13 protein-coding genes are annotated in these 14,444 nt (G+C 63.6%); 5 read left to right on the forward strand and 8 right to left on the reverse strand.

The genetic code is table 11. The features are described 5' to 3' along the window. Positions 1–176: 176 nt before the first annotated feature. On the reverse strand, positions 177–995 hold the full coding sequence (locus AC0L14_RS34025; RefSeq protein WP_473752147.1) for a phosphosulfolactate synthase: 819 nt from the start codon (positions 993–995) through the stop codon (positions 177–179). A 137-nt stretch (positions 996–1,132) separates the two neighbouring features. Between AC0L14_RS34025 and AC0L14_RS34030 the strand changes: the two genes are divergently transcribed. Then, the gene (locus tag AC0L14_RS34030; protein WP_473752148.1) at positions 1,133–2,278 is read left to right on the forward strand and encodes a CapA family protein; all 1,146 of its coding nucleotides are present in this window, start codon (positions 1,133–1,135) and stop codon (positions 2,276–2,278) included. Between the two features lie 27 nt (positions 2,279–2,305). On the opposite strand, the gene AC0L14_RS34035 is transcribed toward AC0L14_RS34030, so the two are convergent. Next, positions 2,306–2,713, reverse strand: coding sequence for a c-type cytochrome (locus AC0L14_RS34035; protein ID WP_473752149.1), 408 nt, complete (start codon positions 2,711–2,713; stop codon positions 2,306–2,308). A gap of 91 nt (positions 2,714–2,804) precedes the next feature. Continuing rightward, the gene (locus AC0L14_RS34040) at positions 2,805–3,164 is read right to left on the reverse strand and encodes a hypothetical protein (protein WP_473639283.1); all 360 of its coding nucleotides are present in this window, start codon (positions 3,162–3,164) and stop codon (positions 2,805–2,807) included. 351 nt (positions 3,165–3,515) lie between these two features. Between AC0L14_RS34040 and AC0L14_RS34045 the strand changes: the two genes are divergently transcribed. After that, on the forward strand, positions 3,516–4,667 hold the full coding sequence (locus AC0L14_RS34045) for a helix-turn-helix transcriptional regulator (RefSeq protein ID WP_473752150.1): 1,152 nt from the start codon (positions 3,516–3,518) through the stop codon (positions 4,665–4,667). 11 nt (positions 4,668–4,678) lie between these two features. On the opposite strand, the gene AC0L14_RS34050 is transcribed toward AC0L14_RS34045, so the two are convergent. Continuing rightward, entirely contained in the window at positions 4,679–5,380 is a 702-nt protein-coding gene (locus tag AC0L14_RS34050) for a response regulator transcription factor (RefSeq protein WP_473752151.1), read from the reverse strand. A gap of 286 nt (positions 5,381–5,666) precedes the next feature. On the opposite strand from AC0L14_RS34050, the gene AC0L14_RS34055 reads away from it, so the two are divergent. Next, on the forward strand, positions 5,667–8,321 hold the full coding sequence (locus AC0L14_RS34055) for a hybrid sensor histidine kinase/response regulator (protein WP_473752152.1): 2,655 nt from the start codon (positions 5,667–5,669) through the stop codon (positions 8,319–8,321). Further along, a complete protein-coding gene (locus tag AC0L14_RS34060; protein ID WP_123151569.1) occupies positions 8,318–9,031 on the forward strand; it encodes a response regulator in 714 nt (237 codons plus the stop codon). The genes AC0L14_RS34055 and AC0L14_RS34060 overlap by 4 nt, the downstream gene beginning before the upstream one ends. A 242-nt stretch (positions 9,032–9,273) precedes the next feature. On the opposite strand, the gene AC0L14_RS34065 is transcribed toward AC0L14_RS34060, so the two are convergent. Continuing rightward, the gene (locus AC0L14_RS34065; protein ID WP_473752153.1) at positions 9,274–9,972 is read right to left on the reverse strand and encodes a cation diffusion facilitator family transporter; all 699 of its coding nucleotides are present in this window, start codon (positions 9,970–9,972) and stop codon (positions 9,274–9,276) included. A gap of 43 nt (positions 9,973–10,015) precedes the next feature. Between AC0L14_RS34065 and AC0L14_RS34070 the strand changes: the two genes are divergently transcribed. Further along, positions 10,016–10,213: a hypothetical protein gene (locus AC0L14_RS34070; protein WP_133254889.1), complete on the forward strand. Its 198-nt coding sequence runs from the start codon at positions 10,016–10,018 to the stop codon at positions 10,211–10,213. A gap of 181 nt (positions 10,214–10,394) precedes the next feature. Here the strand turns inward: AC0L14_RS34070 and AC0L14_RS34075 are convergent, their stop codons facing one another. From AC0L14_RS34075 to AC0L14_RS34085, 3 genes are all read right to left on the reverse strand, one after another. Then, positions 10,395–11,279, reverse strand: coding sequence for a patatin-like phospholipase family protein (locus AC0L14_RS34075; protein WP_473489877.1), 885 nt, complete (start codon positions 11,277–11,279; stop codon positions 10,395–10,397). Positions 11,280–11,299: 20 nt separating this feature from the next. Further along, positions 11,300–12,652 carry a M16 family metallopeptidase gene (locus AC0L14_RS34080; protein WP_473752154.1) on the reverse strand — a complete coding sequence of 451 codons (1,353 nt, stop codon included), beginning with the start codon at positions 12,650–12,652 and terminating at the stop codon, positions 11,300–11,302. 249 nt (positions 12,653–12,901) lie between these two features. Continuing rightward, entirely contained in the window at positions 12,902–14,266 is a 1,365-nt protein-coding gene (locus AC0L14_RS34085) for a M16 family metallopeptidase (protein WP_473752155.1), read from the reverse strand. Positions 14,267–14,444 lie beyond the last annotated feature (178 nt).

A 14,444-nucleotide genomic window follows, 5' to 3' on the forward strand; every position in this document is an offset into this window, starting at 1 on the left:
ACAGAAGTCTCCCTCCCCCTTGTGGGGAGGGGTTAGGGGTGGGGGTACATCGTAGAGCGAAAGCCTCGGCCCACCTGCGATAGCCCTGGTCTCTATACGGGGAGAAGTGCCCGGCAGGGCGATGAGGGGCAGCGCAAACCTGGAGCGATTGCCATCGCAGTCGTCTCAAACGCCCCTCACCCAACATTCTGAATCCGTCCCCAGGTGCTCTTGGTTCCCCAGATGCCGGAGCGCAGCGCCTCGAGCTGCACGATCTGGCTGTGGTCGACGAACAGGTTGATCTCGTTGCCGTAGTTCTTGACGTACCATTCGAAGACCGCCGGGTCGGCGGCTTCGAACATCACCGCCTCCAGGCCGAGCTCGTTGATGATGCGGGCCACCACGTCGGTGCGCCAGGACGTCACGTTTTCGGTGATCCCTTCGCTCTCGATCATGATGATGTCGGCGCCGGCATCGAGGGCACGCCTGGCCTGCGCGACCAGCCAGCCGACATCCCTGGTGCCTTCGGCCTCGAGCTCCCTGGCCGACGTGTCGCCACCGGCCCCGAACTGGATGCCGAGCTCCGGCTTGGCCTTGAGCCCGGCCTTTTTCACCGTTTCGACCAGGCGCAGCAACGCCTCCGTCGGCAGGCTGATGAAACCGGTGGAGATCTCGATCACGTCGAACCCCAGCGCCTTGGCTTCTTCGATGTAGCGGTCGACGGCGTCCGGGCCGAAACGCAGGACATTCTCGATCCAGCCGCCTGTCGAGACGTAGGCCTCGTGATCGTGTGCCAGTCTGTTGATCGATTTCACCGCTTCGGGCGGCATCAGGGCGAATGATCCGCCGGCATACTTGATGCCGTCGATCCAGTTGCCCATGATTTCCAGGACATCGGCCAGATGGCGCGGCCCATAGGCGCTGTAGTAGGGCCCACGAATCTCGGTCAGGCCGGTCTTGCGCGGCTTGGAAGAGCGCGCGGCGCGCGGGATGAAGGAGAAGGCTGTGTCGGTCATTTTTTGGGGCCTCGGCGGTCGGTTCTCCTGCATTAACGACTTCTCCTACGTTAACGATTGGGCGCGCGATCCGATCCGCGCAAATTGGGCTGGAACCGCCGGCGTCACTGGGTGTTGGCGGGGGAAGGAGGTCTGGGATGCCGCAGATCGCGAACAATGCCGCCGCCGAACGGCCCGTCCGAGGCAGCGCAAAACTGTTCCTGTGCGGCGACGTCATGCTCGGGCGCGGCATCGACCAGATCCTCACCAGTCCGGGCGAACCGCACCTTAGCGAGCGCCATGTGAAATCGGCGACGACCTATGTCGAGCTTGCCGAACGCATCAATGGTCCGATCCCGAGAAAGGTCGACGATGCGTATGTCTGGGGCGATGCGCTCTCCGAATTGGAGCGTGAAGCGCCCGATGCGCGGATCATCAATCTCGAGACCAGCATCACCACCAGCCTGTCCCTGGCGCCCAAGGGGATCAATTACAAAATGAACCCGGCAAACGTCGGCTGCCTGGCGGCGGCGCGGGTAGACTGCTGCGTGCTCGCCAACAACCATGTGCTCGACTGGGATGAGCCCGGCCTCGTCGAGACCCTCGACACGCTGCGGCATGCCGGCCTCGCCTATGCCGGGGCCGGGCTTGACGCCAATGAGGCGGCGGCCCCTGCCGCCATTGAACTGACAGGCGGAGGCCGCGTGCTCGTGTTCGGCTTCGCGCTCGAGACGAGCGGCGTTCCAGCTTCATGGGCAGCCGGAGCCTACAAGCCAGGGGTCAATTTGCTGGCGGATGTCTCGGCCCGGTCGCTCAACCAGATCGCCCGATCGGTCGAGGCCATAAAACAGCCTGGCGACCTCGCGGTCGCCTCGATTCATTGGGGCGGCAACTGGGGCTACCAAGTCCCGGCGGAAGAACGCGCGCTTGCCCATGCCCTCATCGATGTTGCAGGGTTCGACGTCGTGCATGGGCACTCCTCCCACCATCCCAAGCCGATCGAAATCCACAACGGCCGGCTGATCCTTTATGGATGCGGCGACTTCCTCACCGACTATGAGGGGATAACAGGGTACGAAACCTTTCGCGGCGAGCTTGCGCTGATCTACCTGCCGCGGCTCGCGATACCGGACGGTACGCTTGTTTCGCTCGAGCTGGTACCGTTCCAGCTCGCCAAGTTCCGGCTAAACCGCGCCTCGCCCGAAGATGCCGCCTGGCTCGCGGCGACGCTTGAGCGCAAGAGCTCGCCTTTCGGCACGCATGTGGCGCTCGGGAGCGATAACCGTCTCACTGTCCTTTGGTGAAGCGCCTGCGGTCAGCAGCCAGCGGCACTAATTTTCAAGCCGCTCAGGCCGTCCTCGGCCAAGCGCACCGTCGGCGCGGGCCTGCAGGTAGGCGTAGATGTCGTCGATGTAAGGAGCGACGTTGGGGTCGTCGGCGAAGCCCTTCATGACCGAAGGGCCGCTGCGCACGCCGTCGCGAACATTGCGCCGAAAGTCCTCGATGCCGGGCAGCCGGTCGACAAGGGCCGAGGCGAACGTCGAGCCCATGCCGTCGGGACCATGGCAGTGATTGCAGCTGCCATGGTAGCGACGGAAGCCGTTATAGGTTCGCGCATCGACCTTGCCGCCGACAATTTCGTAGAACTTGCCCGTGGCCAGCTCAGCTTGCGAAGACACGCCGAAGCCGGCGCCGACGGTAAAGACGACGACAGACGGGAGGACGAGCCACAGGGACATCGTCTGTCGCCCACGTTGCAGGCTCATCCAGCACCGCCGCAACGCGCAATGCCCCCGGATCACTCGACCTTGGATCACTCGACGGCGGTCATCAGTCGACGGCGGGCTTCGGAGAAGAAACCACGATCCCATCTATCGGTTGTGGGCTGACGACAAGCTTGCCGCCGACACGCGATATCTCGATGATCTGGTCCGACTCTCCCAGCTTGCCCGGCACGGAGACCGCGACCATCTGGTTCTCGGTCAGTGTCGCCACGAAACGCACTGGCAAGCCAGCCTCGCCCTGCGCGATTGTGGTGACCACCCGATAGCCGTCCTCCTGAGGTGTATAATAGACGACACCAAGGAAGCCGGCGAGATCGATGCTTTCAGCCTTCATGGCTCCAAGCTCGTCGGCATGCGCGGGCATCGCCGCCATGCAAAGTGCTGCAAAAGCAATGTATCTGTACATAATGCTACTCCATCCCAAACTGTCCGAGCCGAACCCGGCTTAAGTTTCAGCAATAGGCGGTCGCGCGCCGTGATAGTCGGCGCACGCAAGCAGAATTCTTGATTAGTCCCCCGGCTCAATCACAGTGGCGAAAGCGCGAGCCAGGAACGCGCTGAACCCCTGGTTGTCTCAGTTAAGTGTGACCTTATCTTCTGGGGCGCGAGTATTTCACCGCCCGGGTCCTTGCGCATCCCCTGTTTGGGGGAGATAATTGGAATTTAAGCGATCGCTAAAGTTTGGAGAGGCGAGAGCACCGGTGAGAGCGCGCGGCTTTCCGCGTCGGGCGCGCTGTCGACATGCGGGGGGCCGTCGATGGCCAAGGCATTGTCGCATCATGAACTGTCGAAGCTGATCGGCTCGATCTACGATTGCGCACTCGACCCGGGGCGATGGGAGCACGCGCTGGCTGGGATCAGGGATGCGCTCGATGCCCAGACTGCGGTCCTGCAGCTTGACGACCTCGCCAACGACCGGCTGCTGATCTACAGGACCGTTGGAATAGAGCCATACTGGCTGGAGCAGCAGGCGAAACATATCCCCGAGATCCACGCCCGGCTGATCGAGGACCTCTCGACATGGCCTTCGCTCGAAATGCCGCATGTGGCCTCGCGCGATATCCCTCAAACCTATCGGGAGACCTCGCGATATTTTCAGGAGTGGCTGAAGCCGCAAGGCCTGATCGACGTCATGTCGTTCTTCCTGATCCACACCCCTACCCGCCTTGCCGGCTTCGCCGTTGCCCGACATGAGCGGCAAGGCATTATCACCGAGCGTGAAATCAAGCTTGGCGGACTGTTGCTGCCGCATGTGCGCCGTTCGGTGATAATCAGCAACATGCTGGACATCGGCACTGTCGAGCGCGCAGGAATGGCCGAGGCGCTCGATGCCCTCACATGCGCCGTGGTCCTGACAAATGAACGTGGCGCCGTCCTGCACGCCAACCGCTCGGCCAAGCACATGCTGCGGAGCGGCGGCCCGATCCAGGATGTCCGGGGCATTCTGCAGGCGAAGATCCCGTCGGCTTCCAGGGAGCTTCACAGCGCCATCATGCTTGCGGCTCAGGATGAGGTCAGCATCGGCAAGACAGGGCTTGCCGTCCTCCTCAGCGAATCCGGCTTGCCGCCCGTCTTCGCCCGCGTGCTGCCGATGGCCGGCGGCGACCTGCGCGCCGGTATGGAACCCGCGGCGGTAGCCGCGGTGTTCATCGGCAATGCACCGGACGAGCATGACGCCGCCGGAATGCTGGCGCGAGCCTTTGGGCTTACGCTGGCCGAAACCCGCGTGCTCGCCAGCCTTGTGGCCGGGCACACCCTGGCCGAGACCGCCGCCAGCCTTCACATTGCCAACGCGACCGCCAAGACGCATCTCGACAATATCTTCCAGAAGACCGGCGCCTCCCGCCAGGCCGATCTGATGCGCCTTGTCATGCAGATCGTTCCGCCCGCGGGGCAGCCTGGTCCCTGAACCGCACTGGTTCACCGCTTTGGATACAGGTATCCAGCGCCGCGGATCGTCTTGATCAGTTCCGGCTTGGCCGGGTCCTTTTCGAGCCGGCGGCGCAGCCGGGTGATGCGGCTGTCGATGCTGCGGTCGAACGGCTCGTCGCCCCTGGGCGGCGCCAGATCGAGCAATTCGTCGCGACCGATGACCTGGCCGGCCCGGGTGGCGAAGGCCGCCACCAGATCGAGCTCCATCGGCGTCAGCGGAATGGCTACGCCGTCGGCGTCGATGAGGTTTCTCGCGCGAGCCTCGAACACATAGTTTCCGAAGGCGAATTGCCCGGCCGGCAAAGCGTCGGCATTGTCCGTTCCCTTCGGCCTGCGTCTGCGCAACACCGCGGCGATCCGCGCTTCCAGCTCGACCGGTGAAAACGGTTTTGCCAGATAGTCGTCGGCGCCGATCTCGAGGCCCGCCACCTTGTCGAACACCGAATCGGCACCCGTCAGCATAAGGATGCCGGTGTCGTGATGCTCGCGAAGCCAGCGGGCCAGGCTAAAGCCGTTCTCGCCCGGCATGTTGAGGTCGAGAACGACGAGATTGGCTTTCGCCGCCGCGATCGCCTCGCGCAATTCGGCGCCGCCGGATGCCATGCGAACGCGATAGCCTTTCGCCTGCAAATAGTCGGCGATCATGAACGCTACGTCGGTCTCGTCGTCCACGACAATGATGTCGGCCATGCGTTTCCCCCGCGGCGAGCGACGCTCCAAACCTACAGGGCGCATTCACTCCGGGTCAATCGGCCGCGTCTGCTGCCGATTTCGGGCGGGTTCGACACAATTGAAACAATAGAAGCCGGGAAACCCGGCTCACGGCATCATCGTGAAACATCCACGCGGTATCTGTCCAACGGCGCGGGCAGATGGCCGGGCAGGCCGGCTTGACAGGCCGCGGGCCGTTCAGTCCACTGGCCCGCACGGGAACAGCAACCGTCGTGACGGCGCATCCGTCTGTGGAGACCTCGCCGTGCCGACCTCCTCGAAGCTGTCCAGGCATTGCGCGTTGCTGATGGCGGCCTGCGTTTTGCCGCTGCTCGTGCTTGTCGGCGGCATTGGCGTTTATCAGTCCTACGCCCTGCAACAGTCGTTTTTTCCTTACGCGCTCATTTTTGTCGGGTCGCTTGTCTGCGTATTCGCTTTGCACGGAGTGCTTCTGAGGGAGATCGTCGATCCTGCGACCTCGCTCGTCGACCATATCCGCTCCGGCGCCGCCGGCGAGCCCGGGGCCACCGTCAAGACCTCGGCGCTTTGGCAGCCCTGGATCGACATGGCCTCGAGCATCTTTGCCGAAAACCGCACGGCCCTGCGCGAACTGGCCGACAGCGAACAGCGCTACCGCAATGTTGTCGAGGCACAGACGGAATATATTATCCGGGTCGCGCCGGATGGGCGCATGAGCTTCGCCAATGACGCCTATTGCCGCCTTGTCGGCAAGACACGCGAAGAGTTGCTGAGCCCGGACTGGCACTATTTCAATTCGTTTTCCGCCGATTTCGGCAGCTTCGACGAGATCATCGGTCGAGTGACCCCCGAACGGCCTGTCTGCGAAGTGGAAGAGGCCGGCGCCCTGAGTGATGGCCGCGAGGTCCATATCCATTGGACCGATCGCGGCATCTTCGACGAAAGCGGCAAGCTCATCGAAATACAGTCCATCGGACGCGATGTTGCCGAACAGAAACTCGCCCGTCAGGCACTCGAGGCCAGCGAGCAGCGCTACCGCAGCGTGGTCGAGCTGCAGACCGAGTTCGTCGTCCGGATGTCGCCGGAGGGTCATTTGAGCTTCGTCAACGACGCCTATTGCCGGGCGTGCCGGATGACGCGCGAAGAGCTTCTCGACCCGTCCTGGTGCGAACTCGATGTGCTGCCGCCCGACGAAAGGCGCAGGTTCCTGGATCACCTTGCCCGCCTCACTCCGCAAGCGCCGGATGCCAGCATGGAACTTCTCAATGCGATGCCGGATGGCGCGCGCAGATGGCTCGCCTGGAACGATCATGGCATTTTCGACAGCGAGGGGCGCCTTGTCGAAGTGCAGTCCGTCGGCCGCGATATCTCGGACCGCGTCCTGGCCGAGCAAGCCAGGCTGGAAGCCGAGAAGCTGTTGGCCGAAAGGGAGGCGCAGTTTCGCGCCGTCGCCGAAGGCGTGCCGCTGCCGATCATCATCTCGGCACTTGATGGGCCCGAAATCCTGTTCGTCAACGAGCCGGCGCGCAAGACGCTCGGCGTCGAGGTCGGCCAGATCGGAGCCGAAGCGACGGCGACCTGGGAGGATCTCTCTCGGCGAGATGATCTCCTGCGGCTTTTGCTGAGAGATGGAATTGTCGATGCATTCGAAGCCGGCATGACCAATATGCAGGGCTCAAGAATGGATACGCTGGTTTCGGCACGGCTGATCACGCAGGCCGGCCGTTCGGCCATGCTTGCCGCCGTCACCGACATCACCCGCCAGCGCGAGGCCGAGGCGGAGATCGCTAGCCAGCGCGAGACGCTGTACCAGTCGGAAAAACTCGCCGCTCTCGGTTCGCTGCTGGCCGGCGTGGCGCATGAACTCAACAATCCGCTGTCCGTCGTCATCGGCTACAGTTCGATGCTGAAGGAATTCTCGACGGACAAGGCGACCGTGGGACGCGCCGACAAGATCCATGCGGCGGCCGAGCGATGCTCGCGCATCGTCCGCACCTTTCTGGCTATGGCCCGCAAGAAGCCGCCGACAAGGGGCGCCGTCGACATCAACGAAGTCGTCGTCGCTTCGCTGGAACTTGCCGCCTACAGCCTGCGCTCGGCCGGGATCGAGATCCGCACCGAACTGGCGGAACCGCTTCCCAATATCTGGGGCGACAGGGACCAGCTTCATCAGGTGGTCACCAACCTGGTGGTGAACGCGCAGCAGGCTTTGCTGCAGGTTCCGCACCCGCGGCGGCTGACCATCGTCACCACCGGGGAAGACGATGCCGTCGAGGTCGTTGTCGCTGACAATGGTCCGGGCATGCCGGAGACGGTCCGCGCGCGTGCTTTTGAGCCTTTCTACACGACCAAAATGGCCGGCGAAGGCACCGGGGTCGGGCTATCTGTCTGCCAGGGCATCGTGACGGCGCACGACGGCAACATAGAACTGGATTCGACGGAGGGCGGCGGTGCACGGTTTACGATCCGGCTTCCGAGCGGTCGAGCCGAGACGGTTCCTGCGCCCGAAGCTGCAGGCAGGATGCCGCCCACGCCCTCGGCCGCACGAATTCTGGTGGTCGACGACGATGCCGACATTGCCTCGATGATCGCCGAGATGCTGCGCCGCGATGGCCACGACGACGTCACCATCGCCGACGACGCGAATGCTGCCCTCAAAGCTGTGCGCGAGGGAGGAATCGACCTTTTGATCAGCGACATACGCATGCCCGGCCTCGACGGCCCCGGCCTCTACCGCGCGCTGGAACAATTGCGCCCCGGGCTCACTCGCCGGCTGCTGTTCGTGACCGGCGACACGCTGGCACCCGAGATTGACCGCTTCATCGGCGAGACGGGCGCGCCGGTGATCGAGAAACCGCTCGATCCACAGACCTTTCGCAGGCTCGTGATGGAACGCCTAAGGGTGATGAAGACCAGCGCAATGGAAGAGGCCGAAGCGTGACAAAACAGAAATTGCTCATCGTCGACGACGAAGCGCCGTTGCGCGAGATGCTGTCGGATTACCTGCTCGCTCACGGCTTCGATGTCCGTTCCGTTCCGGACGGGACGGGAATGCTGACCGAGCTCGATCGCTTTGGCCCCAACCTGGTCATCCTCGACGTCAATCTCGTCGGCGAAAGCGGCTATGATCTCGCCCGCGAAATCGCCAGACGCAGCCGCACGGGAATCCTGATGCTGACCGCAGTCGGAGACCTGCCGCATCGGCTCGAAGGTCTTGCCGCAGGCGCCGACGACTATATGGCCAAGCCGTTCGAGCCACGCGAGCTTCTGGCGCGTGTCAGAAGCGTCATCCGGCGCTTGGGCGAGGAAGAGCGGACGCCGGAAAACCGCATCCGTTTCGGCGGCTGCATCCTCGATATGGACGGCCGCACGATGGTCGACCCTGACGGCGCCGACGTGCAGTTGACGTCCATGGAATTCGACCTGCTGTGCGTCTTCGCGCGCCATCCCCGGCAGATCTTGTCGCGCGACCAGCTGTGCAGGCTGGCCCACAACCGCGACCTCGAGCCGGGCGACCGGAGCATCGACATCCGCATCACGCGACTGCGCAAGAAGTTCGAGACCGAACCCGACGCTCCGGTGGTCCTGGTGACGGTTCGCGGCGAAGGCTATGTCTACGAGCCTGCTTACGATGAGGCACGGCGCCGCTAGAAGAAGATGCTCAGGGAAGGTGGTGAGGGCCAAAAGGGCCAGGTGAGGTGCTGCCCCTACTGTTCAACGCAGCAGCGCCCGAATATTACGGCATGGATCAATCCATGCCGTTACAGTGGCCGAGGAGTGCAGCGATCCGGCGACTGATTGCGCGCCACTCCTTGGCTCGACCTGAATCTCAACAGAACAGAAGAGGCTAAGGCCTCCAGCCAGGACGGATCAGAGCCGTCCATTGCCTCGCCTTACGCGATCGGCTTGCGCGCCCGGCGATATTCCCGTCGCAGGCTTCGCACCGTGTCCCGCACGACGGGAATGGTCCAGCGCGCAGTCATTGTCGCGATCAACAGCCCGGCAATCGGATCGATGACGCGGGCAACCATCGTGCCTTGCCAAATCATCGCTGTTGCGAGCGACGCGGCGATGAGCAGGTTCGACGAGAGCTTGTCCGAGAACAGGCAGATTTGCGCGCGGGCCAGCGCAGAGGCGGCAAGCCTGTTGCGGGCCTTCCATCGGCGCAGGATCCAGAAATTGACCACCGCATAGGCCAGGTTCAGGTTCATGGCGAGAAAAACGCCTTGGCCGTGGGGTTCGACACCGCCGGCCGCGATCCGCTGGACCGCGATGCTGGCGACGACAGCCATTGAAAGGCACATGCCCAGCGCAGCGAATGCGTTGGCGAGCGTCTCGGCCAAGGCCGCCTGACGCTTGCGACCGCTGCCCTCGCCCTTGCGTCCGCCAGCCACGATCGCGACGGTGACCAGCACCAGCATGTCCATCAGCGTCAGTGCGAGATCGGCGCGGATGGTCAGCGACGTCGACGTCGCCGCCGCGTATGCCGTCAAGAGAAGCCCCGGAGTGCCCGCCAGCACCGCCAGGCGTGCGGTCCGCGCCGCCGTCGCCTCGCCGTTCGATCGTTCGTTGGTTTTTCGCAGAGGTTGCATCGCCAGAAATCTCCTCGTTTCTGGCGTCACCGATGAGGCAGGGATGTTGCGCGGATTTGCCGATTTGCCGGCTGAAGGTTTCCTTTGTGTCGTCGAGCCGTGTGTGCACGGCAATTGTCGTCATTGGGGCGTGCAGGCGGCGTGGGGTGCGGACGGTGCGCTTTGCGTCAGCCGCACCGGAATGCCCGACCTGCTCTCGATGGAAGGGCTGGCGGCGGTCTGTCCGGGTGTGCGGCAATAGCCGCGAACAGCGGCCTGCGAAAACCATGCCGGGGCGCTGATCCTCAATCGTTCGATCGACCCGCGCACGGTTCAGGCCGCGGCGGAATAGTCATACCGCGGAAGGTCTACTGGGCTCGTCGGAGTGCGAATGCTCCAGATGATCAAAAGCTCGCGCTCGTTGGATAGAGGCCACCAAAGCGTCAGATTTTCCGCGCCACGCCCCCCACCTGCTTGGTGCGCTTGCCCGTGTCGACCTTGGCCCGCGTCTCCACCGCCTTCTCGATCTCCCGCTTCAGCTCGTCCTTGATATCAACCGTTTCGGCCATCAAGGCGTCGATCTTCATGAAATCGAGCACACGGTATTTCGACACCGCCGGCCTGACCAGTATGTCCGGCTGGCATTGCCTCAGCTTGGCGGCGATGATCGACTGCATCATCAATTGCGTGGCGCCGAACATCAGGTCGACGGAGGTCGGGTATTTTCGCCCGCCTTTGGTCGGCGCGCCAACGACGTCGACGGCGATGATGATGTCGGCGTCGTGCTCGATCAGGTCGAACGGCACCGGATTGTAGATGCCGCCGTCGATCAGCAGCCTGCCGTCGCGCATCACCGGGCGGAATACCGCGGGAATAGCCGCAGAGGCGGCAAGCGCCGAATGCAGGTCGCCGTCGCTAAGCACGGCGAGCTTATGGCCGAAGAAATCCGTCGCCGTCACCTTCAGCGGTATTTTCAGTTCGGCGAAATTTTCGGGTATGGCGTCGGGCATGAATGCCTTGAGGATGCGCTCGACATTGAACTGGGTGACACGCAGCCCGCCCTGCAGCGCCTCGGCAAAGGTGCCTGGCCGAGCCCGCCACATGCGCGCCGCCACCTCGGCGCGGCGGCCGAGGATCGAGCGCATGTAGTCGTGAATGTCGCTGCCGGCCATGCCCGAAGCCATGCCGGCGCCCATGATGGCGCCGATCGACGAGCCTGATATCGCGACCGGCCTTATACCCAGTTCGTCCAGCGCCTCGATGACATGGATATGCGCCAGCCCGCGCGCGCCGCCGCCGCCGAAGGCGATGCCGAAGCTCGGGCTCATTCCTTGCCCCCCATTTGGGCTCATTCCTCCTTGGCCTCGCCGTGCTTCGGCCCGACGATCATGATGGCCGGCTCGGCGGAGAGCAGTTTTTTTGCCGCCGCCTTGACCTGATCCAGCGTCACGGCGTTGATGAGGGCGGCGCGGCGCTGCATGTAGTCGATGCCGAGCTTGTCGAGCTGCAGTTCGAGCAGCGTCGCGGCGATGGCGCCGGAGGAGTTCAGATTGTTGATGGCATAGGCGCCGATCAAGTATTTCTTGGTCGCCGCCAGTTCCGCTTCGGTCGGCCCCTCCTGCGCCATGCGCTTCACCACCTCGCGCACGACAGCCAACGTCTCGGCCGCCCGGTCCGCGCGGGTCGCCGTGGTGATGGCCAGGGCGTTGGCGTGCTGATGGTCGACCAGGTCGGAACTGGCGCTGTAGGCCAGGCCGCGTTTTTCGCGCACCTCGTCGAACAGCCGCGAGGTGAAGGCGCTGCCGCCGAGGATCTCGTTCATCAGCACCGCGGCGAAGAAATCCGGCGCACTCCGCTTGACGCCGGGATAGGCCAGTTGCAGCGAAGTCTGGGGCTGGTCGTAATTGACCTCGAGCTGCTGGTTGAGTTTCGGATCGACATCGGCGACGGGCGCGAGCGCCTGGTGTTGCGGCAGGCCGCCGAAGACCATATCGAGCTTTTTCTTCAACGTCTCGGCATCGATGGCGCCGACCACCGCCACATGCAGGCCATCGCGAGCAAAATTCGCCTTGTGAAAGGCGATGAGATCGTCCGGCATGATTTTGGCGATGCTTTGCCTGGTGCCTTGCTCGGGCCGCGCATAGGGATGGGTGCCGTATAGTGCCTCCAGCCATTTGCGCTGGGCGAGCGTGTCGGGGTCAAGCTCGTTGGCGATGATGCCGGACAGCACCTGGGCGCGGATGCGGTCGATTGGCGCCTGGTCGAAACGCGGCTCGGTGACTGCCAGCCGCAACAGGTCGAACGCCGCGTCGCGCTGCTCGGCCAGCATGCGCATCGAGCCGTAGGTGCCGTCGCGCGCCGCCTCGAAGCTCATCTCGGCGCCGACGTCGTCCAGCTTTATCTGGAAGGCCTCGCTGTCGAGATTGCCGGCGCCCTCGTCGAACAGGCCGCTCATCAGATTGGCAAGCCCTTCCTTCCCAGCGGGATCCTGCGTCGCGCCGCCGTCGAAGACGAAGCGGATGGCGACCAGCGGCACGGAATAGTCCTCGATCAGCCAGGCGGTGATGCCCTTTGACGACGTCACCTCCTGGATGCTCATGGCCGCACGAGCGGAAAGCGCCGGCAGGACGAGGAAGAGCAATGAGAGGAGCAGGGTGGCCAGTCGGGTGGCGACACGCTTCAGGACAGTCGCTTCGGACAAATGGTAGCTTCCAACTGATGTTCGAGACGAATAGCTGTCGGTGTTAGCGCCGCCCCTCATCGCCCTGCCGGGCACTTCTCCCCGTATAGTGACGGGGAGAAGGGGCTGGCCGCAATGCCGGCGCCCTTCTTCCGAACGCTGGTGATTGGCGAAACCGTCGATGACAGCGCCCCTCTCCCCGTCACTATACGGGGAGAGGATGCCGGCAGGCAGGTGAGGGGCAGCGCAAGCGCTCAAGCTCGTCATCGATCAATTCCCTGCCTGTGTCTGCGGCAAGAGATAGCCTGATGTCGAATGGTTGAGATTGAGATAGCGCGCGGCAACGTCCCTGACTTCGTCGGCGGTGACCTTGCGGATGCGGCCCGGCCATTCCTCGACGTCCCGGACGCTGCCGCCGGTGGCGAGCGTCGCGCCGTAGATGTTGGCCATCGAATCCTGCTTGTCGCGGGCGAAGATCATCGAGCGGACGAAACGATCCTTGGCCTTCTCCAACTCGCCTGATGTGACGCCGTCCCTGGCGATGCGGGCGACCTCGACCTCGACCGCCGCCTGGACATCGGCCAGCTTGGCGTCGCCGCGGGGCGCGCCATAGACGGTGAAATTGGTGGCATCGAGCATAGTGCCCTGGAAGAAGGCGCCAGCCTCGGCGGCGATGCCTTGCTTGACGACAAGCTGCTGGTGGAGCCGGCTGCGGCTACCGCCGCCGAGGATCTCCGCCAGCAGGTCCAGCGCTTCGGCTTCGCCCGGCTTTGCAGTGTGATAGGAGGGAACCACCCATTGCGTCGAAAAGTTCGGCACGCTGACACGCGCGTCAGTGAGCGTCACCGTGCGCCTGGTGTTCTGCTCGGGTTCGACCGGACGGATGCGCGGCGGCAGGTCCGGACCACGCGCAATCTTGCCATAGGTCTTTTCGGCCAGCGCCTTGACCACCTCCGGGTCGACATCGCCGGCGACCACCAGCACGGCGTTGTTGGGCGTGTAATACTTGTCGTAGAAAGCCTTGGCGTCGGCGCGGTTCAGCTTCTCCATCTCCTGCATCCAGCCGATCACCGGAATGCGATAGGGCTGGTTCTGCCAGAGCGTGGCGTCGATCTCCTCACCGAGCACTGCCTGCGGATTGCTGTCGATGCGCGAGCGGCGTTCCTCGAGGATGACGTCGCGCTCGGTGGCGATGACATTGTCGTTGAGGATCAGGTTGCGCATGCGATCGGCCTCGAAATCCATCATCTGCTCAAGCGCCTGCGGCACCACCGTTTCATAAAAGGCGGTGTAGTCATAGGAGGTGAAAGCGTTGTTGGAACCGCCGATGGCGGAGACCGCGCGGTCAAACGCGCCGGCCGCGTGATTGGTCGTCGCCTTGAACATCAGATGCTCGAAGAAATGGGCGATGCCGGACTTGCCGGGCGGCTCATCCGCGCTGCCGATCTTGTACCACACCATATGGGTGACGATCGGCGCCCGGTGATCGGGAATGACGACAACCTCCATGCCGTTGTCGAGCAGGAAATTCGTCACCTTGCCGTCTTCCGGCTTGTTGCCGGCCAGAACCGGGCCGGTCATCACGAGAGCCAGCGCCAAGAGCGTTCCGCGCAGCCATTCAGCCTGAGATGTCATCAATGGCTCCGGTTGTCATGGGGTGGGACGATAGGCGGGGGTGTTGCCACAGGCAAATTGATTTGTTCGTCATTTTCGAGGCGCTCGGTTCCTCGCCCCCGCGAAGCGGGGGAGAGAAGCTATGGGGCGGCGGCGAGGGTTGTGGCACCATCGTTGCTGTGAACTCAACGAATGGAGC

The sequence above is a fragment of the Mesorhizobium sp. WSM4841 genome (assembly GCF_055811515.1).